The organism is Pseudomonas sp. SAS7, from assembly GCF_052112345.1.
GTDB lineage: Bacteria > Pseudomonadota > Gammaproteobacteria > Pseudomonadales > Pseudomonadaceae > Aquipseudomonas > Aquipseudomonas putida_Q.
Genome location: NZ_JBEGGO010000005.1, coordinates 280,001 through 299,453 on the forward strand (window position 1 = coordinate 280,001; position 19,453 = coordinate 299,453).

Consider the following 19,453-nt stretch of genomic DNA (forward strand, 5'->3'; position numbering starts at 1 on the left):
CACAAGGCCGCTCCTACAGGCGACCGCATCCCCCTGTAGGAGCGGCCTTGTGTCGCGAAAGGGCCGCAAAGCGGCCCCTGGGTCTCAATCCCAACGCAGATCCGCAGCCGGCACCGGCCGCCCGAACCAGTACCCCTGCCCCAGCTGGCACTGCTCCTGCAGCAGGAAGCTGGCCTGCTCCGCCTGCTCGATGCCCTCGGCATGCACCTGCATGCCCATGCTGCGTGCCAGGGCGATGATTACCCGCACGATCGCGATATCATCCTCATCCAGAGGCAACCCGGCAACGAAGCCCTGGTCGATCTTCAGCTTCTGCACCGGCAAACGCTTGAGCCGCAGCAACGACGAATACCCGGTGCCAAAGTCATCGATGGCCAGGGTCACCCCCAGCTCGCGTAGACGATGCAGTTGCTCCAGCGCCACTTCCGGGTCTTCCATCACCGCGCTTTCGGTCACTTCCAATTCCAGCAGGGCCGGAGCCAGGCCAGTCTCGTGCAGCACCTCGGCCACCTGCCGGTACAGTTCGTGCTGGCCAAACAGGCGGCTGGAGATGTTCACTGCCACAAACGCCAGCTGCCGCCCTTCGGCCTGCCACTGCACCATTTGTCGACAGGCCTGGCGCAGCACCCAGGTGTCGATTTCGGCAATCAGCCCGGTGCGCTCGGCAATCGGGATGAACTCGCCCGGCGGCACCAGGCCGCGCTGGGGGTGCTGCCAGCGCACCAGGGTCTCGACCCCAACCTGCCGGCCTGTCGCCAGGTCATGTACCGGCTGGAAGTACGCCCGCAGCTCATCCTGCTCCAGTGCCCGGCGCAGCTCACCGGCGGTCTCGACCCGGTGCTGGGCGTGAGCGGTCAGCTCTTCGGTGTACAGCGCATAGCAGGCACGCCCGTTGCTTTTGGCCTTGTACAACGCCGCATCGGCATTACGCAGCAACTGCTCGGCGCTCAAGGCGTCGCTGGGGAACAGGCTGATACCGACGCTGGCACTGATGAACAGGCGATTGTCCTCGAACAGGAACGGCTCGCGCATGCGTTCGATAATGCACTGCGCCAGCTTGCCCGCCTGGCCGACCTGCTGGCAGTTCTCGGCCAGCACACCGAACTCGTCGCCACCCAGGCGTGCCAGGGTCACGCCATTGCCCAGCACCTCGCCCAGGCGCTCGCCCACCAGCTTCAGCAACTGGTCACCGATGGTGTGGCCCAGGCCGTCGTTGATACTCTGGAAATGGTCCAGGTCCAGCAGCAGCAGGGCACAACCGCGCTTGTTGGCCTGGGCGGCCGCCAGGGCCTGCTCGACCCGGTCGGTGAACAGCAGGCGGTTGGGCAGGCCGGTCAGCGGGTCGTGGTGCGCCAGGTAGGCCAGCTCCTGTTCCGAATGCTTGATCGCACTGATGTCACTGAACACTGCTACGTAATGGCTCAGCTCACCGTCGTCATCGCGGATGGCGCAGATGGTCTGCCATTGCGGGTAGATTTCGCCGCTTTTGCGCCGGTTCCAGATTTCGCCGCTCCACTCACCCTTCGCGGCCAGGGTGGCAAAGATCTGCTGGTAGAACGCCTGGCCATGGCGGCCCGATTTGAACTTGCTCGGGCGCTGGCCGATCACCTCGTCCTGCTGGTAGCCGGTGATGCGCATGAAGGCGCGGTTGACGTGCACGATCAGGCCCTGGCGGTCGGTGACCAGCACCCCTTCGAGGGTGCTGTCGAACACTGCAGCAGCCATGCGCAGCCGCTCGCGGTCCTCGCCACGCAAGCGTGCTCCAACGCCGATGAAGTTCAACAGCCTTACACGCGAAACATAGATCAGCACGGCGCTGAACAGCACCCACAGCACCACATTGATCTGCCGCCCCACGGTCAGTGCCAGGGGGTCGTCAGTCATGCCGTGCAGCATCACCTCGGCCAGCGCCAGCCAGAGGATCGAGAGCACCACATACAGCGCAGCCATGCGCAAGGCGTCGCGAACGGAAACAGACATGTCGGGTGGGATTGGCCATCTGAAAGGAAGGGCGATTATAAAGGTTCTGGCGCCCTATGGGGGCGGGTGCGCCCGCTCCCACATCGATCGCGTGAAACATCGCGTGGTCAGCTTTGACTGGTTTTATTTCCCCGCCAAGGGATAATCAGCCCTTCCCCCCGCATTTCGAGGGTATTTACACCTATGTGGTACAACGGCCTGCTCGACTTGTCGGCCTGGCAACTGGTCGGCATCACGCTGCTGATGACCCACGTGACCATTGTCAGCGTCACGGTCTACCTGCATCGCTACTCCGCGCACCGGGCCCTGGAGCTCAACGGCGCGCTCAAGCACTTCTTCCGCTTCTGGCTGTGGCTGACCACGGCGCAGAACACCCGCGAATGGACCGCCATCCACCGCAAGCACCACGCCAAGTGCGAAACCCCCGACGACCCGCACAGCCCGGTGCACAAGGGCCTGGGAACGGTGCTGCGCAAGGGCGCCGAGCTCTACCGCGAAGAGGCACGCAACCCCGAAACCCTGCGCATCTACGGCAAGAACTGCCCGGATGACTGGATCGAGCGCAACCTATACTCCCGCTACAAGCTGGGTGGCATCGCCTTGATGGCCGTGATCGACCTGCTGCTGTTTGGCACCATCGGCATCACCATCTGGGCGGTGCAGATGATGTGGATCCCGTTCTGGGCTGCCGGCGTGGTCAATGGCCTGGGCCACGCCCTCGGCTATCGCAACTTCGAATGCCGCGACGCTGCCACCAATCTGGTGCCGTGGGGCATCGTCATCGGCGGCGAAGAGCTGCACAACAACCATCACACCTACCCCAACTCGGCCAAGCTTTCAGTCAAGCGCTGGGAGTTCGACATGGGCTGGGCCTGGATACGCCTGTTCTGCCTGTTGCGCCTGGCCAAGGTGCAGCGCGTGGCGCCGATTGCCCATCGTGTGGCGGGCAAGGCCAGCCTGGACATGGACACTGCCATGGCCATCCTCAACAACCGCTTCCAGATCATGGCCCAGTACCGCAAGCTGGTGATCGGCCCGCTGGTGAAACAGGAACTGGCCCGCGTCGATGCGTCGGTGCGTCACCACTTCCGCCGTGCCAAACGCCTGCTGTCGCGAGAAACCAGCTTGCTGGAAGACCGCCACCATGTGCGTATCGAGTCCATGCTTGCCCATAGCCAGGCGCTGAAGACCATTTACGAAAAGCGCCTGGCGCTGCAGCAGATCTGGGCGCGCACCAGCGCCAACGGCCACGACATGCTGTCTGCCATGAAGGACTGGATACACGAGGCCGAAACCAGCGGCATCCACGCCCTGCGCGACTTCGCGGCGCAGCTCAAGACCTACTCCCTGCGCCCCACCGGCGCCTGACCGCCGTTGATCGGCACGCCCCATTGCGGTGCGTGCCGTTCGGAACTTACCCCCTCCGTCTCCACTCAAATTCGGCACATCGCCCGCGTGGCGGGCCGGATGCTGGCCGCACGCTTTCATGTCGAGACCCGCTTCGTGCACATGGCCAAGAACATTCCTACAACATTGCCCGGCACCTCACCTCCCGAAGCCGCCCAGACTTTACTGGCGCTACTCCACGCCCAAGGCGAGGTTGCCCGCCTGAGTGAGCGCGACCAGTTGTTCAGCTCTTTGCTGGACAGCGTCAATGCGGTGCTGTGGGCTTTCGACTGGGAAACCCGTCAGGTGCTGTATGTAAGCCCCGCCTACGAGCGCATCTTTGGCCGCCCAGCCAGCCTGGTGCTGGCCGACTACAACGAATGGCGTGACAGCATCTACCCCGACGACCTGGAGTTTGCCGAGCGCAGCCTGGCCCAGGTGCTGATCAAGGGCTCGGTGGAAGACCGCGAATACCGCATCCTGAATGCGGACGGGCAACTGCGCTGGCTGAGCGACAAGTGCTACATCAACCAGCAACATGAGGGCGACCGGGTAATCATTGTCGGTATCGCCGAAGACATCACCGAGAAGAAGCAGCTTGAAGGCGAATTGCAGCGCCTGGCCACCACTGATGTGCTGACCCAGAGCAGCAACCGCAGGCACTTCTTCGAATGCGCCCAGCAGGCCTTCGACAGCGCTCGCGAAGACGGTACGCCGCTGGCCTTTCTGCTGCTGGACATCGACGACTTCAAACGCATCAACGACAGCTATGGCCACCAGGAAGGCGACCAGGTGCTGCAACACATCGCCGATAGCGGCAAGGCCGTGCTACGCCGTGGCGACCTGTTCGGCCGCATTGGCGGCGAGGAGTTTGCGGCGGTATTCCCCGGTTGCAATACGCAGGTGGCAGAGCAGATTGCCGAACGCTTGCAGCGGCAGATTCAGCGTTTGAGCTTCAACCATGGCGAGCAGACGTACGGGGTGACCGTGAGCCAGGGGCTGACCGGGCTGACCGAAGAAGATGTGGCCCTGGACAGCCTGTATGCCCGGGCCGATGCGGCGATGTACCAAGCCAAGCGGCAAGGCAAGAACCAGATAGTCCGCGGCTGACGGCCTTACCCACAACTCAAAGGCCGCTCCCACAAAGCCGGCGTTTCAGCCTGAAGTCGCGTCCTCAGGCGGTTTTGTCTCCGGGTTATCCACCTTGCGCAGCCGGTTCAGCTCCGGCAGGCCAAGCTTGAGCAAGCGCGCGGTCTTGCCGCTGGCCACTTTCTCCAGCCCCTGCTCGGCCGGCAGCCGCGACAACTGCCCGGCCAGGTTCATCGCCAGAATCTCCCGCGAATACACGCCACCGCCCAGCTGGTAGATCGCCGCGATCAACTCGCGCAATGCCAGCGGCAAGCGCCAGCGCGTGCGTAGCGCCGAACCGAACGCCGCACCAAACTCATCCAGCGATTGCTGCACGTTGCGTTCGTCCAGCTCGCCACCGGCCAACCGCCACTCTTGCAGGCAACGCAATACCGCCAGATCACCCAGGCAGTGCAGCAACCCCGCGCAGTAGCAGCGCCCTTCGTCCAGCTCGAGCATGCGCGCCAAGGTACGGCCATATTCGGCCGTATGCAGGGAAAGGTCCCAGTAGCCGGCGGCGTGCTGCGCCAGCAACGGGTCGCTGAGCCGAGCGCTGCGTTTGAGGGTCATGCCCAGAATCAGGTTCATGCTCTGGGTACTGCCAAGCTTGTTCAGGGCCTGCAGCAACGTTTGCACCGGTGCTTCACGGTGCAGCGCGGCGCTGTTGGCAGCCGCGATCAACACAGCGGTAACCTGAGGGTCGCTACGCACTTCCTCTTCGAGCACCTTCAGGTTCAGGCCCTGAGGGTTGAGCGCCCGCTTGATCGCCACCTGCACATCGGCCAACAGCGGGCCGCCATCGGCGGTAGCACGGCGCTGTTCAAGGTAGGCGGACAAGCTGGCACCTGCCTGCAAGGCTGGCACCGGGCAGGCGATTTCTTCTCCAACGGCCAGCAGCAGCTCTTCCAGGCGCTTGCGCAGATTGTCCAGGTTCAGTGGTTTGCTCAGGTAGGCGGTAGGGTGCAGGGGCAACACCTCGTGCACACTGGCGCTGTCGCTGCGGTTGCTCATGAGGATGAACGGCAACCCCGACCCTTTGGCGCGCACCTTGCGCAACAGGTCCAGGCCATCGACACCCGCCAGCTCGCGGGCGGCGATAATCAGGTCAGGCTTGCTGGACAGTGCGCTGAGTGCCTGGGACCCATCGGCGCATACTTGCAGGCGGGCATCGCAGCGCACGCTGAGCAGCATCTCGCTGAGCATGTCACGCACCCAAGGGTCGCCTTCGACAATCAGTACGCTGGGTGGGGTGGGGTCTACAGCGCTCATCGCCAACTACTCCTGAATAGCCTGACACACAGTCCGTCGCAGCTTCCAAAGCAAATCCTCCGCTAACCATAGCGCCACATGGCTTTTCTGGGCACAAAAAAAACCCGCCGAAGCGGGTTTTTTCAGAAGCGCGTCACATCAAGCGAGTTCAGCGAAGCACTCTTCGATGATGGCCAGGCCTTTGTCCAGCAGTGCGTCTTCGGCAGTCAGCGGTACCAGAATACGCAGAACGTTGCCGTAGGTGCCGCAGGACAGCAGGATCAGACCCTTGTCGCGTGCCTTGGCAACAACCTGGCCAACAGCAGCAGCGTTCGGGGTGTGAGTGCCTTTCTCGAAGACTTCAACAGCAATCATCGAGCCCAGACCACGGACGTCGCCGATGATCGGGTGCTTCTTCTGGATTTCGCGCAGGCCAGTGGTCAGGCGCTCACCTACAGCCTTGCTGCGGTCCAGCAGTTTCTCTTCTTCGAACACTTCGATCACGGCCAGGGCCGCGGCGCAAGCGATCGGCGAACCGGCGTAGGTACCGCCCAGGCCGCCTGGGGCGATGGCGTCCATGTATTCGGCCTTGCCGCACACACCGGCCAGCGGGAAGCCGCCAGCGATGGATTTGGCGAAGGTGGTCAGGTCAGGCGCAACGCCCATCTGTTCCATGGCGAAGAAGGTACCGGTACGGCCAGCGCCAGTCTGTACTTCGTCGGCGATCAGCAGGATGCCGTGCTGGTCGCACAGGGCGCGCAGGCGCTTCATCAGCTCTTTCGGCGCTGGCAGGAAGCCGCCTTCGCCTTGTACCGGCTCGAGGATGATCGCGGCGATGTCTTTCGGCTCGGCGTCGTTCTTGAAGATACGCTCAACCGAAGCAATGGCTTCGTCAACGCTCACACCGTGCAGCTCGTTCGGGAACAGCGCGCGGAACACGCCGCCTGGCATCAGGCCCATGCCAGCGGAGTACGGCACGACCTTGCCGGTCAAGCCCAGGGTCATCATGGTACGGCCGTGGTAAGCGCCGGTGAAGGCGATGACGCCAGCACGGCCAGTAGCGGCACGGGCGATCTTGACGGCGTTTTCAACGGCTTCGGAGCCGGTGGTGACCAGCAGGGTCTTCTTGTCGAAGTCGCCTGGTACCAGCTTGTTGATCTTTTCGCACAGCTCTACGTAGGGTTCGTAGGCCAGCACCTGGAAGCAGGTGTGGCTGACTTTGGTCAGCTGCTCTTGCACGGCTGCAACCACTTTCGGGTGCAGGTGGCCGGTGTTCAGTACTGCGATGCCGCCAGCGAAGTCGATCAGTTCGCGGCCTTCAACGTCGATCACGGTCGAGTTCTTCGCGGTGTCGACGAAGATCGGGTGGATCTGGCCAACGCCACGTGGGACGGCGGCTACACGACGTTGCATCAAGGATTCGTTGGTCTTGCTCATAATGCCCTCATTGCGCCGACAGGAATGGCGCTTTTATTCGGGGGTGGCTGGGAGTGCTCGCGCACAGTATTCGTTGATCGACTGCCGTAAACGCCCTGGCCACCAGGTACTGCGATGTAAAAAAGGCCAGCGAGACGTCGCTCTCGCGCCCCGCTGGCAGAGGTAAAGCCTTTACCGTGCTATCAGACGCTGATGCACAGGTATTTGATTTCGAGGTAGTCCTCGATACCGTATTTGGAACCTTCGCGGCCCAGGCCCGAAGCCTTGATGCCACCGAACGGTGCCACTTCGTTGGAAATCAGGCCGGTGTTGATACCCACCATGCCGTATTCCAGGGCTTCGGCAACACGGAACACACGGCTCATGTCGCGGGCGTAGAAGTACGAAGCCAGGCCGAACTCGGTGTCGTTGGACATGGCGATGACTTCGGCTTCGTCTTTGAAGCGGAACAGCGGCGCCAGTGGGCCGAAGGTTTCTTCCTTGGCGACAGCAGCAGTCTTCGGTACGTCAACCAGGATGGTCGGCTCGAAGAAGTTGCCTTCGATCAGCTTGCCACCGGACAGCACCTTGGCGCCTTTGGAGACGGCGTCTTCGATGTGTTCCTGAACCTTGGCGACAGCTTTACCGTCGATCAGCGGGCCAGTGGTGGTGCCGTCTTCCAGGCCGTTACCGATCTTCAGCTTGGCAACTGCAGCGGCCAGCTTCTGGGCGAACGCGTCGTAGACGCCGTCCTGCACGTAGATACGGTTGGCGCAGACGCAGGTCTGGCCGTTGTTGCGGTACTTGGAGATGATCGCGCCCTCGACCGCCTTGTCCAGGTCGGCGTCGTCGAACACGATGAACGGGGCGTTGCCACCCAGCTCCAGGGAAACCTTCTTGATGTCTTTGGCGCATTCCTGCATCAGCTGGCGACCGATTTCGGTCGAGCCGGTGAAGGACAGCTTGCGTACCAGGGAGTTGCCGGTCAGTTCGCCGCCAACTTCGCCAGCGCTGCCGGTGACGACGCTCAGCACGCCAGCCGGGATACCGGCACGGTGTGCCAGCTCGACCAGGGCCAGGGCGGAGTAAGGGGTTTGCGATGCAGGCTTGAGCACCATGGTGCAGCCAGCGGCCAGGGCCGGGCCGGCTTTACGGGTGATCATGGCGGCCGGGAAGTTCCACGGGGTGATGGCCGCGGTAACGCCGATTGGCTGCTTGATGACGATCAGGCGCTTGTCTGGCTGGTGGCCCGGGATGGTGTCACCGTAGACGCGCTTGGCTTCTTCGGCGAACCACTCGATGAACGAGGCGGCGTAGGCGATTTCGCCCTTGGCTTCGGCCAGTGGCTTGCCTTGTTCGGTGGTCATCAGGCGAGCCAGGTCGTCCTGGTTCTCGATCATCAGTTCGAACCAGCGACGCAGCTTGGCCGAACGCTCTTTGGCGGTCAGTGCACGCCAGGCCGGCAGGGCCTTGTCGGCGGCTTCGATGGCGCGGCGAGTTTCCGCGGTGCCCATCTTCGGCACGGTACCGATGACTTCACCGGTGGCCGGGTTGGTCACCTTGATGGTCTGGCCATTGTCCGCATCCAGCCACTCACCATTGATATAGGCTTGCTGGCGGAACAACTGAGCGTCTTTGAGCTGCATGTCGGCTTCCCGAATTGTTGATTGTTGAAAAGCGCCCAAGGCAGGGCATCGAGCGTTTGAAATCTCAAACGAATGCTAAGCGGCTGCTGGGGTGTTGGACAATAGGCTGTTCGAAAAAAAGAACGAATGGTTGAACAGTCCATCTGAAATCGCCCTGAATACGGCCGGTTCAGGGTAGACGATCAAGCAGAAGGAAATGTGAAAGGGGGAATGGTTGCCGTGAAATTTTCAGCGCCTATGAAAACGAGCGCCGCCCGCGCGGCGCTTCGCAGCGCAAGGCTGCTCCTACATTTGTTTCGGGCCAGTGACGCCTGCACCAACGCGCGCGACCGCCTTGTTTGTTCGACACGATATTGAGGTGAGCACCAAGGGGCCGCGCGCCTCGACCTCAGGAATAATTGGCCCGAAACAAATGTAGGAGCAGCCTTGTGCTGCGAAGCGCCGCGCGGGCGGCGCTCGATGTACGCATCAACACAAAATTTACGTCAGGCCTACCAAGCTCAGAATGCCTTGGCCAGGTCGATCACCAGTGCCCGGTAGCCGACACTGCCCGGCTGACGGCTGTGCACCTTCAGCTCCACCAGCACCTCCTGGGTCCCGCGCCGCACCTCGTTGAGCACGGTGGTGGTCAGTTTCTCGGGGGTAAGGAAGTTCACCGAAGCCGAGTAGATGAACTGGGTGTCGGTCTCTGGCCGGTAGGCCACCACCGAGGTCACCGGGCTGTACCACTCGTCGCCGCGTTCCTTGCCGTACTCCCACACCTGCTCGACGGTGCCCTTGGCTTCGTCGATGCGGTACTCCACCGCCCGGCTGTAGTTGCCGGCAAGCTTGGTCGGCGCAAAGTCGCGCCCCCAGCCATTGTCGAACACGGTCAGCGTGCCTTTGCCAGTCAGCCAGGCGGTGTGCTGGGTCCACGACCAGTCGAAGCTTTCGCTCGCAACCGGTGTCAGCACTTTGTCGCGCAGGCGCTCAGGCCAGCCTTGGGGCGAGGCAAGAATCCACTTCACCTGCTTGTCGCGACCAATCTTCACCACGCCCTGATGCCGTGCTGAAACGATGATGCTGTCGTCATCGGCGTCGTAATCGATGGCATTGACGTGTGCCCAGTTGCGCCCGGTGCCCACACCCGGGGTGTCGCCAAAGGGCAGGTTACCCTCGGCCAGTTCGTTGGCCAGGCGGTCGTCCTGCTTCTGCACCCCTTCGGGCAACTGGATCGCTGCCTTGCCGAGGGTTTCCAGCAAGTCGCCACGGTACGGGTCGAGGATCTGGTTGAGGTCCCAGAAGTCCAGTACATCCCCGGCTTCGCTGACCTCGATGATGTGGTCGCGAATCGAACGCACACGCTTGCCGTCGGGGCGGCGGTAGTCGCTGGTGCCCACCCGCAGCAGGTAGGTGCCGTTGGCGGTTTCGCGGATTTCGTGGGAAAAGTCGGCGAATTTATCGGGCAGGCTGCGCTGCCAGATGCGCCGGCCCAGCAGGTCGTACTTGGAGTAGGTCTGGCCCTGGCCCCAGATCAGCTTGCCGTCGCGGGTCTGCTGGAAGCCCATGGTGCCGCCCAGGCCGTCGCGGCGGTTGGAGTCGTGGATCTGCTCTATATCCAGGTACCAGCGCACATCGCCATTGCTGTCGGCAATCCAGTTGTTGCCCACCTGGTCCCATTCCGCTGCGCCACCCAGGGCATTCCACTTGAAGGCGCGGCCGCCCGGGATGTCACCCTGCAGATGGTTGAACAGGTACAGGCGCTTTTCAAAGCCTGGCGACACCTTGACCGGCTCCACCTCCGGCAGCGCGGCGGTCTGCCTGGCCACCACCGGCAGGCGCACGGCCGGGGCGTAGATCTGGTACTGCTCGCGAATGCGCTCGCCGTCGAGCTTGTAGGTCACCTCGACCTGGTTGACGTAGTCCGGGTACAGCCCGAATACCGGGATGCCGCCGTAGGTCCACAACGAACGGTCAGACACGTCATAGACAATGTCCACACCGCGCTCGCCACGCCCCAGCACACGCACATGCGCATCACTCAGGCTGCGCCCACCGTCGCGGATGATCGCGGTCAGCGGTGCCAGGCGGTACGGGTTGACCACCACGTCGCCGAGCAGCGCTTGGTCGCGCTCCGGGACTTTCGCGGTAAGGCAGGCGCCTTCAGGCAGTGCAGGGGTTTCGGTCTTGGCATTCATGGCAAAGCTCCTTGTGCTCAGAAGTCGTAACGGGCGGTGGCGCCGAAGGTGCGCGGGGTGCCGAGCACGCCGGCATAGCCACCGTTGGCGGAGTTCCACAGGCTGGTGAAGTAGGTTTTGTCGCCGGCGTTTTTCACCCACAGCGACAGGTCGACCACGCCATCGCCCTGGTCCAGGCGCACACCGGCGGAAAGGTTGACCAGCGCATAGCTGGGGATCTGGCCGAAATCAGAATCGTCGATGGTGCCCACGGCCTTCGAGCGGAAGGCGTAGCTGGCAGTGACGTAGGGCTCTACATGGTCGGTGGCCTGCCACTTGTACTGGGTGTTGAGGTTGGCGATGTACTTGGAGGCACCGACCACTTGGTGGCCAGACAGGTCGCAGGTGGCGGTGGCATTGGCCAGGCTCACCTCAGGCGGGCATGGGGCATCCTTGTACTCGGTGTAGCGCACGTCGTTCCACGAGCCGTTGAAGTTGACCGTGAGGCCACGGATCGGCAGCGCCGTGGCTTCGAACTCCAGGCCACGCGAGCGCACGCTGCCGGCATTGGCCAGGTACTGCACGCGGTTGATCTGGTCGTAGACGTTGGCCTGGTAGCCGTGCACCTCGGCCCAGAACAGGTTGCTGTTGAGTTGCAGGCGGCCGCCGAACAGGGTGCTTTTCAGGCCCAGTTCGGCGTTGTTGACCCGCTCGGTACCCACCAGCAGCGAATCGGTGCCCAGCCGTGGCGCGGCGCCGACGGTAAGGTTGACGCCACCCGACTTCTCGCCGTGGGTGAGGGTGGCGTAGCCCAGCAGTTGTTCGTTGAAGCGGTAGCTCAGGCCCAACAGGCCGGAAGGGCTGAAGCTGTACTGGTTGAGGTCGCCCGAATCGTAGGCCCCTATCCGCGCCTGGCGCGCAGTGGCAGCAGCCCCGGTTACTGCAGCACCACCTTCAGGCGCATCGCGGGTCACCCACGCGCTCTTCTCTTCATAGGTACCGCGCACGCCGGCGGTGAAGTCCAAGCGGTCGGTGACATGCCAGGTGCCCTGGGCGAACAGCGCATAGCTGTCGGTATCGATGTGCCCGTCACCAATGGTGTTGACGTTGTTCAGCGCACCGGCCGGGGTGAGGTTCCAGACATCCGCCTGCGGCCCGTAGTAAGTGAAGGATTTGTTGTCCAGGTCCTGCTTGAAGTAATAGGCACCCAGCACGTAGTCGAAGGCGCCACCGGTAGGCGAAGCCAGGCGGATTTCCTGCGAGTACTGCTTGTCGCGTACCGATACCCCGGCGCTGTAGAACACCGGCACGTCCAGGCCATCGTCGTTGCGCGGGGTGAAGTCCCACCAGCGGTAGGCAGTGATCGAAGTCAGGGTGAAATCGTTGGGCAGGGTCCAGTTGGCCTCCACCGAAGTGCCGCCCTGGAACACCGTCACCTGCTGGTCGGCGTCGAAATTGACCTTGCGGTCCTTGCCCGACACCAGCGTCGCGCCCGCCTGGGCGGCCAGGCTTTCGTAGCGGTTGACGCCATTGATGGTCGGCCCGGTGCTGTACAGGCTGAGGATGCCGTTATTGGAGTCTTCTTCGTTGTATTCGCCAATCCAGCGCAGGTTGAATGTTTCGCTGGGCTTGAACAGCAGCTGTGTGCGAAAGCCCTGGCGCTTGCCGCCGTTGAGGTCGTCGCCGTTGTGGATGTTCTTCACATAGCCGTCGTCTTCGGTGCGATAGGCACTGATGCGTCCGGCGAGGGTTTCGCTGATCGGCCCCGAGAAGCTGCCCTGGGTTTGCAGATAGCCGTCTTCGCCAATCGACTGCTGGATGCTGCCTTCGCGGTGGAAGGTGGGCTTGCGCGTGGTGATGTTGAGCACGCCGGCCGTGGTGTTCTTGCCGAACAGCGTGCCCTGCGGGCCGCGCAGCACTTCCAGCTGCTCCACATCCAGCAGGTCGAATACCGCCATGCCCGGGCGGCCGAGGTAAACGTTGTCCAGGTAGATGCCGACGCTGCCTTCCAGGCCATCGCTGGCCGGGTTGTTGCCCAGGCCGCGGATCGAGATGCTCGACTGGCGTGCATGCACGTAGGCGACGTTGGTGCTGGGCACCAGCTGTTGCAAATCCTGCACGCGGTAGATGCGCTGGGTTTCCAGGGTTTCGCTGTCGAGCACGCTGATTGGCGTGGGCACGCTTTGCGCGGTTTCTTCACGGCGGCGGGCATTGACCGTGACGGTGCCGAGCTTGGCTTCCTGCTCTACCGCCGGGGTGGCGCTAACCGGCTCTTCGGCGAAGCTGCCAGAAGACGCCGCCAGCAACACGCCAGCGGCCAAGGGTTGCAAGGTGAAGCGCGACGCGCGCGCAGGCCAACTGGAAAGTCCGGACATGCAAATGCTCCTTGAGGCGTGGGCCCTGGCGAGCATTTCCGTTGGCGGAACCGAATCGCGGTCAGTCGGGCTTATATTCTTTTAAGTGATATAAATATTTGTAATTCATATTTAGTGGAATAAGTAACACCCTTTATAAGGGGACTCACCCTTGTCAGCAATTGCATTTGACCGAAGGTTTTAATGTAGAAAATGCATATCGATCTGCGTCAGCTGCGCCACTACATCGCCCTTGTCGAGCACCGCAGTTTCGTGGCCGCTGCCGCGGCGGTGAACCTGTCGCAATCGGCCTTCAGCCGCAGCATCCAGACCCTGGAGCACAACATCGGCTGCCGCCTGGTGGACCGCGCCAGCAAAGAGCTGGCGCCGACCCGCCAAGGCTTGCTGGTGCTGGAGCATTCGCGGCGGCTGGTGCATGGGGCGCACAACCTGGTCAACGAGATCCACCAGTTCAATGGCGCCACCACCGGGGTGGTGCGCTTTGGCTCCGGCCCTGCGCCAGCCGGCGGCCTGGTGCCGCGCGCGGTGGCGCGCTTCGTGGCCGAGTACCCGGCGGCGCGCACCTGCTTCCAGGTGGACAACTGGCAGGCGCTGAACCGCAAGCTGGTGGCCGAAGAGATCGAGTTCTTTGTCGCCGACACCCGGCAGTTCGAGTCCGACCCGGACTACCAGGTGCACAAGCTGACGCCGCAGCGCTGGCATTTCTGCTGCCGCGCCGGTCACCCCCTTACCGAGCAGGAGGCCGTGCAGGCGCGCGACCTGTTCGACTACCCGATGGCCACCACCTTCCGCCCGCCGAACATCCGCAAGATCCTCAGCGACCTCAGCGGGCGGCAGGACTTCTTGCCAGCGGTGGAGTGCGAGCACGGGTATGCGTTGCTGAATGTGGTGATGCATTCGGACACCATCGGCATTGCCTGCAATGCCAACTTGCGGCCGTATCAACGCGAGGGCGGGTTGGTGCAATTGAAGCTGGCAGACCTGACGCCCGAGCAGGAAGAGGCGTGCCATACCCGCTATGGGGTGGTAAGCCGCGTGGGGTATGGTTTGTCGCCGTTGGCGCAGGGGCTGGTCAGGCAGTTGATTGCCTGTGATACCGAAATGTGAAGGCTTGCGCAGCCTGTGTAGGAGCAGCCTTGTGCTGCGAAGAGGCCGGTGCAGACACCGCAGATTGATGGTGTCAGCTCCGGCCTCTTCGCAGCACAAGGCTGCTCCTACACAGGGTTCTCTGCTGGGCTCAGCCCTTGCGGGTAGTCCGGCTCAATTGCCCATCCACACCCACCGGCACCTCCCCTGCCAAGGTCACACGCCGCACCACACGCGGCTGGGTGCCGTAATCATCCACCGCGTAATGCTGCGTCGCGCGGTTATCCCAGATCGCCACGTCCCCCGCCTGCCAGCGCCAGCGCACGGTATTTTCCAGGCGCGTCACATGCCCTTGCAGCACAGCGAACAGGTGCTGCGAATCCGCCAGCGAATACCCCTTGATGCGCTTCACGAAATGCCCCAGTTGCAGTGCCCGCTCACCACTGATCGGGTGCACACGCACTACCGGGTGCTCGGTTTCGTACACGGTGGAGGTGAACACCTTGCGGTAGCGCTCCAGCTTGGCGGGGTCGACATCCGGCTTGATGCTGGCGTAGTCGTATTCGTTGCTGTGCACCGCCCACAGCTTGTCGGCCAGCTCGCGCAGCGGCTCGGGCAGTTCCTGATAAGCCGCAGCCGTGTTGGCCCAAACGGTATCGCCACCCGAAGCCGGCGCTACCACGCTGCGCAGGATCGAGGCCTTGGGGTAGGCATCGACGAAGGTTACGTCGGTGTGCCAGGAGTTGGCCCGCTGGCCTTCGGCGCCATCGAGTTGCAGCAGGTAGCTGGTGCCATCCACCACCGGTACGGTGGGGTGGGCGACCGGCTCGCCGAGCAATTTGGCAAAGCCTTCCTGTCTCTGGTCATCCAGGTGGGTCTGGTCGCGGAAGAAGATCACCTTGTGCTGTACCAGTGCTGCCTGGATAGCCTCGATGGTGGCGGCATCGAGGTCGGCGGACAGCTGCACACCGCGGATTTCGGCGCCGATACGGCCGGCAACCGGGTGAATGTCGAGTTCGAGGGTTTGTGGCGCGGTGGCCAGGGCGGCATTGCTCATGGTCGTGGTCCTTGCGGTCATTGTCGGTTTTTTGAAGGTTTAGCGGGCGGCCTGCACGGCCTGTTCCTGTTTCAGCGCAGCATCGAGGAAGCGCGGCTCAATCCAGTCGGCTACCTGGAAGCCACGGCGGATCAGGCGTTCCTTGGCCGCCAGGTCTACGCCCTGCTGCAGCTGGCCGACAAAGTCAGCGTCCAGGCGTGGGTCGAAGTAGTGGGCGAGGTCTTCCTTGGCCAGGTCATCGCTGAGGATGCTGCGCGGCCAGTTGGCGTTGCTGGCCACCAGGTCGATGTAGGCCTGGCGGTTGTGTTCATCGCGCAGCCAGGTACTGGCCTGCTCTTGGGCGTTGACCAGGCGCTGGACCAGCTCGGGGTACTTGCGAATGAAATCGCCGGTGCCCAGCAGCACCGCCTGGGTGCTGCCGGCGCCTTCCAGGTCACGCGAATTGACCGGTAGTTCGACCAGCCCGCGCTCTCGCAACGACAGCAGGTTCGACAAACCCCAGGTGGCGTCGATCTGTTTGGCGGCCAGCGCAGCGTTGGCAGCGTTGAAGTCCAGGTTGATCACCTTCAGCTCGCGCTCGGTCAGCCCCTGGCTGGCCAGGGCGCTGGCGAACGACAGCTGGTTGGCTGTGCCGCGGAACACCGCCACGCGCTTGCCCTTGAGGTCATGCAGGGTCTTGATGCCAGAGCCGGGCACCACGCCCAGGTAGCTTTTGACCCCACGCACCCCCGCCGACAACACGCGGGTGTCCAGGCCGTTGGCCTTGCCGACGATCGCCGCCAGGTCGCCCAGATAGGCGAAGTCGGCCTGGCCGTTGGCCAGCGCCTCGTTCACCACAGGCCCGGCGCCCTTGAAGAAGTGCCAGTCGATGCGGATGCCGTCCTTGGCAAATTCCTTCTCCAGCAGCTGCTGGTCACGCAGCACATCGACCACGCCACCGGCGCTGGGCTTGCTGCCGGCGCTAAGGTCGGGCACGGCGATGCGGATGCTTTCTGGCTTGGCGGGTTCAGCTGCGTGGGCACCGAGGGTGAAGGCCAGCCCAAGGGCGGTAATCAGGTGGCGTAACGGGGTTTTCATGGCGAGGCTCCTTGGCAGGCTGCCACCGGCGAAGGCCGGCGCTTTGGCCAGAAGCTAGGCAGGTCTGGTTAGAACCTACAAAGATCAAAACTTCATTTTTTAGTAACTGAAAGGCATAAACCAAGCGGCATGCGGGCCTGCGGGGAGCTTGCGGAAAACGCATGGAAAATATGAGGAAAACGCAACGGCGGGGGGCTTCCGTATGCAAGGAACGCATGCTCTTATCTCTTGAATATCACTTTATTGTTTTTTTAATTCCATAAGTGAATAACCTAACAACGCTTCGAGAGATGGCCGATGAATGGAGTGCTGAGCAGGAATCGGGGGGGGCCGCTACGGGACCCATTCGCGGCGCAAGGCCGCTCCCACAGGGGTCGCATCCTCGCTGGGGGGCGGGTTCTACCCTGGTTGTTGCCTGTGCTGATTGCGCTGCTGTGGGTGGTGGCGAGCCGGCAGCACTGGATGAGCGAGCAGATCCTGCCGGCACCGGCGCTGGTGTGGCAGAGCGCGCTGGAGTTTGGCTCCGGGGAGCTGTGGGGGCACCTGTGGATAAGCCTGCAACGGTTGTTCTGGGGGCTGGCGGCGGGCATTGCCAGCGGCTTGCTGCTGGGTGTGTGGCTGGGCGCTTCGCGCCGGGCGCAGACGCTGGTAATGCCGACCTTCGTAGCGCTGGCCCAGATCCCTACCCTGGCCTGGATCCCGTTGTTCATGTTGTTCTTCGGCATCGGCGAGTTGCTCAAGCTGGTGGTGCTGGTAAAAGCCGTGGTGGTGCCGGTCACCTTGCACACGTTGGTGGGTGTGCGCGATGCCCAGCCAAAACTGCGTGAGGCCGCTGCGGCGCTGCGCCTGCCCCGGCACCTGCTGTTCCTGCGCCTGTTACTGCCAGCCGCCCTGCCTGCCTTCCTCACCGGTGTGCGCCTGGCGCTGGCCACCGGTTGGACCTCGCTGCTGGCGGTCGAGTTGCTGGCCTCCAGCGAGGGGATCGGTTACCTGATGGTGTGGGGCCGGCAACTGTTCATGCTCGACCTGGTGATGCTGTGCATTCTGGTGATCGGCGTGGTCGGCGCCGTGCTGGAGCGCAGCTTCTCAGCCCTGGAAAAACGCCTGCTGTATTGGCCGCAACCGGCCACTGGCGAGCAGCAGCGCGGGCCTGTGCCCCGCGGCTGGCAAAGCCTGCTGCTGCCCCTGGGGCTATTGGCGCTGTGGCAGGCCAGCAACAGCTTTGGCTGGGTTGACCCGAACATCCTCACCTCGCCACTTGAGGTACTGCGCACGCTGTTGGTCGGCCTGGCCGATGGGTCGCTGCCGCAAGCCTTGTTGCTGAGCCTGCAACGCACCCTGAGCGGCCTGTTGCTGGGCGGCGCCGCGGGCTTGCTGGGCGGATTGCTGCTGGGGCTTTCCAGCACAGCCGAACGCGTCTTCGGGCCGAGCCTGTCGGCCTTGCGCCAAGTTGCACTGTTCGCCTGGGTGCCATTGCTGACTGCGTGGTTCGGCCTGGGTGAAGGGGCCAAGCTTGTGTTCGTTGGCCTGGCCGCATTCTTCCCGCTGCTGATCGCTACCCAGCGCGGTATCGCCAGCCTTTCGCCCCAGCTGGGCGAAGCGGCCCGTACCCTGCGCCTGAACCTGTGGCAACGCCTGCGCCTGCTGGTGCTGCCCGGCGCGGCCCCGGCGATTTTCGCCGGCCTGCGCCTGTCGCTGATCTACGCCTGGCTGGGCACCATCGGCGCCGAATACTTCATGCCGTCGGACGGCGGCATCGCCAGCCTGATGATCGGCGCCCAGCAACTGTTCCGCATGGACCAGGTGATGGCCGCCATGGTCCTGATCGGCCTGGTCGGCGCCCTGCTCGGCACCCTTGGACAACGCCTCGAATCGCGCGCCACGCGCTGGAGAACCGCATGAACGCATTCAACACTTCGCACCTGCAGGCGGCCAACCAGCCCGACAGCACACCGCCTCTTGTCAGCTTCGAGGGGGTCGGCAAGGTGTTCAGCGTCGACGGCCAGCCGCTCGAGGCTATCCGCAACTTCAACCTGTCGATCAACGAGGGCGAGTTCATCGCCATCGTCGGGGCTTCCGGTTGCGGCAAGTCCACCCTGCTACGCCTGTTGGTGGGGCTGGATACCGAATTCAGCGGCAGCATCCGCGTCGATGGCCGGGCTGTCAGCGGCATTGGTGGCGAACGCGGCATCGTGTTCCAGGAGCACCGGCTGTTCCCGTGGTTGAACGTGGAACAGAACATTGCCCTGGGGCTGGTCAACGAGTCGCTCACCCAGGGCGAACGTGCCCGGCGGGTGCATGAATTCGTGCAGCTGGTGGGGCTGGTCGGCTTCGAGTCGGCTTATCCGCACCAGCTGTCGGGCGGCATGGCGCAGCGCGTGGCCATTGCCCGTGGCCTTGTAGCCAGCCCGCGTATCCTGCTGCTCGACGAGCCGTTCGGCGCGCTGGATGCCCTGACCCGCCAGCAACTGCAGGACGAGCTGCTGGCCATTCGCGAACGGGCAGGTATCACAACCTTGCTGGTGACCCACGATGCCGAGGAAGCGACATACCTGGCTGACCGGGTTGTGGTGCTGGAGCCACGTCCGGGCAGGATCAAATCGGTGGTCGAGATAGACCTGCCGCATCCACGGTTACGAACCGGTGTTGCACTGCATGGGCTGCGCGAGAAGGTGCTGCATCAGATCACCGGGGATGGCGGCTACCTGCCACCGCCGGTGCGACGGGTCGAAGGGCTGCGGCCGGAGCTGATTGCATTGTGAATGACCGGCGACAATTTCAGGGCAGACACAAGCCCTGTAGGAGCAGCCTTGTGCTGCGAAGAGGCCATTGCAGCTGAAGATAATCTTTAGCCTTACCGGCCTCTTCGCAGCACAAGGCTGCTCCTACAAGGGGATG

General features: G+C 63.2%; 13 protein-coding genes. 5 read left to right on the forward strand and 8 right to left on the reverse strand.

Annotation, left to right across the window (positions count from 1 at the left end):
• Window positions 1-84: 84 nt before the first annotated feature.
• Window positions 85-1,980, reverse strand: coding sequence for a phosphodiesterase DibA (dibA, locus tag ABI582_RS10955; protein WP_442119180.1), 1,896 nt, complete (start codon window positions 1,978-1,980; stop codon window positions 85-87).
• A gap of 183 nt (window positions 1,981-2,163) precedes the next feature.
• Here dibA and desA point away from each other — a divergent pair, with 183 nt between their 5' ends.
• On the forward strand, window positions 2,164-3,348 hold the full coding sequence (desA, locus tag ABI582_RS10960; RefSeq protein WP_442119181.1) for a delta-9 fatty acid desaturase DesA: 1,185 nt from the start codon (window positions 2,164-2,166) through the stop codon (window positions 3,346-3,348).
• 99 nt (window positions 3,349-3,447) lie between these two features.
• Window positions 3,448-4,476 (forward strand): GGDEF domain-containing protein, encoded by a 1,029-nt coding sequence (locus tag ABI582_RS10965; protein ID WP_442119182.1) that lies wholly within the window; start codon window positions 3,448-3,450, stop codon window positions 4,474-4,476.
• 45 nt (window positions 4,477-4,521) lie between these two features.
• Here the strand turns inward: ABI582_RS10965 and ABI582_RS10970 are convergent, their stop codons facing one another.
• The 5 genes from ABI582_RS10970 to ABI582_RS10990 form a co-directional block, all read right to left on the reverse strand.
• Window positions 4,522-5,763, reverse strand: a complete 1,242-nt coding sequence (locus ABI582_RS10970; RefSeq protein ID WP_442119183.1) for a response regulator — start codon at window positions 5,761-5,763, stop codon at window positions 4,522-4,524.
• 138 nt (window positions 5,764-5,901) lie between these two features.
• Window positions 5,902-7,179: a 4-aminobutyrate--2-oxoglutarate transaminase gene (gabT, locus tag ABI582_RS10975; protein WP_019473946.1), complete on the reverse strand. Its 1,278-nt coding sequence runs from the start codon at window positions 7,177-7,179 to the stop codon at window positions 5,902-5,904.
• A 182-nt stretch (window positions 7,180-7,361) separates the two neighbouring features.
• Entirely contained in the window at window positions 7,362-8,804 is a 1,443-nt protein-coding gene (gene gabD / locus ABI582_RS10980; protein ID WP_016484375.1) for an NADP-dependent succinate-semialdehyde dehydrogenase, read from the reverse strand.
• Between the two features lie 500 nt (window positions 8,805-9,304).
• Window positions 9,305-10,981 (reverse strand): aryl-sulfate sulfotransferase, encoded by a 1,677-nt coding sequence (locus tag ABI582_RS10985; protein WP_442119184.1) that lies wholly within the window; start codon window positions 10,979-10,981, stop codon window positions 9,305-9,307.
• A gap of 17 nt (window positions 10,982-10,998) precedes the next feature.
• Complete coding sequence (locus ABI582_RS10990; RefSeq protein ID WP_442119185.1) at window positions 10,999-13,335, reverse strand: TonB-dependent receptor; 2,337 nt, start codon at window positions 13,333-13,335, stop codon at window positions 10,999-11,001.
• Window positions 13,336-13,527: 192 nt separating this feature from the next.
• On the opposite strand from ABI582_RS10990, the gene ABI582_RS10995 reads away from it, so the two are divergent.
• Window positions 13,528-14,442, forward strand: coding sequence for a LysR family transcriptional regulator (locus ABI582_RS10995; protein WP_016484372.1), 915 nt, complete (start codon window positions 13,528-13,530; stop codon window positions 14,440-14,442).
• Between the two features lie 130 nt (window positions 14,443-14,572).
• Here ABI582_RS10995 and ABI582_RS11000 read toward each other — a convergent pair whose 3' ends face one another.
• Together ABI582_RS11000 and ABI582_RS11005 are read right to left on the reverse strand one after the other, a co-directional pair.
• The gene (locus ABI582_RS11000; protein ID WP_442119186.1) at window positions 14,573-15,478 is read right to left on the reverse strand and encodes a TauD/TfdA dioxygenase family protein; all 906 of its coding nucleotides are present in this window, start codon (window positions 15,476-15,478) and stop codon (window positions 14,573-14,575) included.
• Between the two features lie 39 nt (window positions 15,479-15,517).
• Window positions 15,518-16,555 carry an ABC transporter substrate-binding protein gene (locus ABI582_RS11005; RefSeq protein WP_043200257.1) on the reverse strand — a complete coding sequence of 346 codons (1,038 nt, stop codon included), beginning with the start codon at window positions 16,553-16,555 and terminating at the stop codon, window positions 15,518-15,520.
• Window positions 16,556-16,852: 297 nt separating this feature from the next.
• Here ABI582_RS11005 and ABI582_RS11010 point away from each other — a divergent pair, with 297 nt between their 5' ends.
• Window positions 16,853-18,457 (forward strand): ABC transporter permease, encoded by a 1,605-nt coding sequence (locus ABI582_RS11010; RefSeq protein WP_442119187.1) that lies wholly within the window; start codon window positions 16,853-16,855, stop codon window positions 18,455-18,457.
• Window positions 18,454-19,317, forward strand: a complete 864-nt coding sequence (locus ABI582_RS11015) for an ABC transporter ATP-binding protein (protein ID WP_442119188.1) — start codon at window positions 18,454-18,456, stop codon at window positions 19,315-19,317. The genes ABI582_RS11010 and ABI582_RS11015 overlap by 4 nt, the downstream gene beginning before the upstream one ends.
• Window positions 19,318-19,453: the final 136 nt, after the last annotated feature.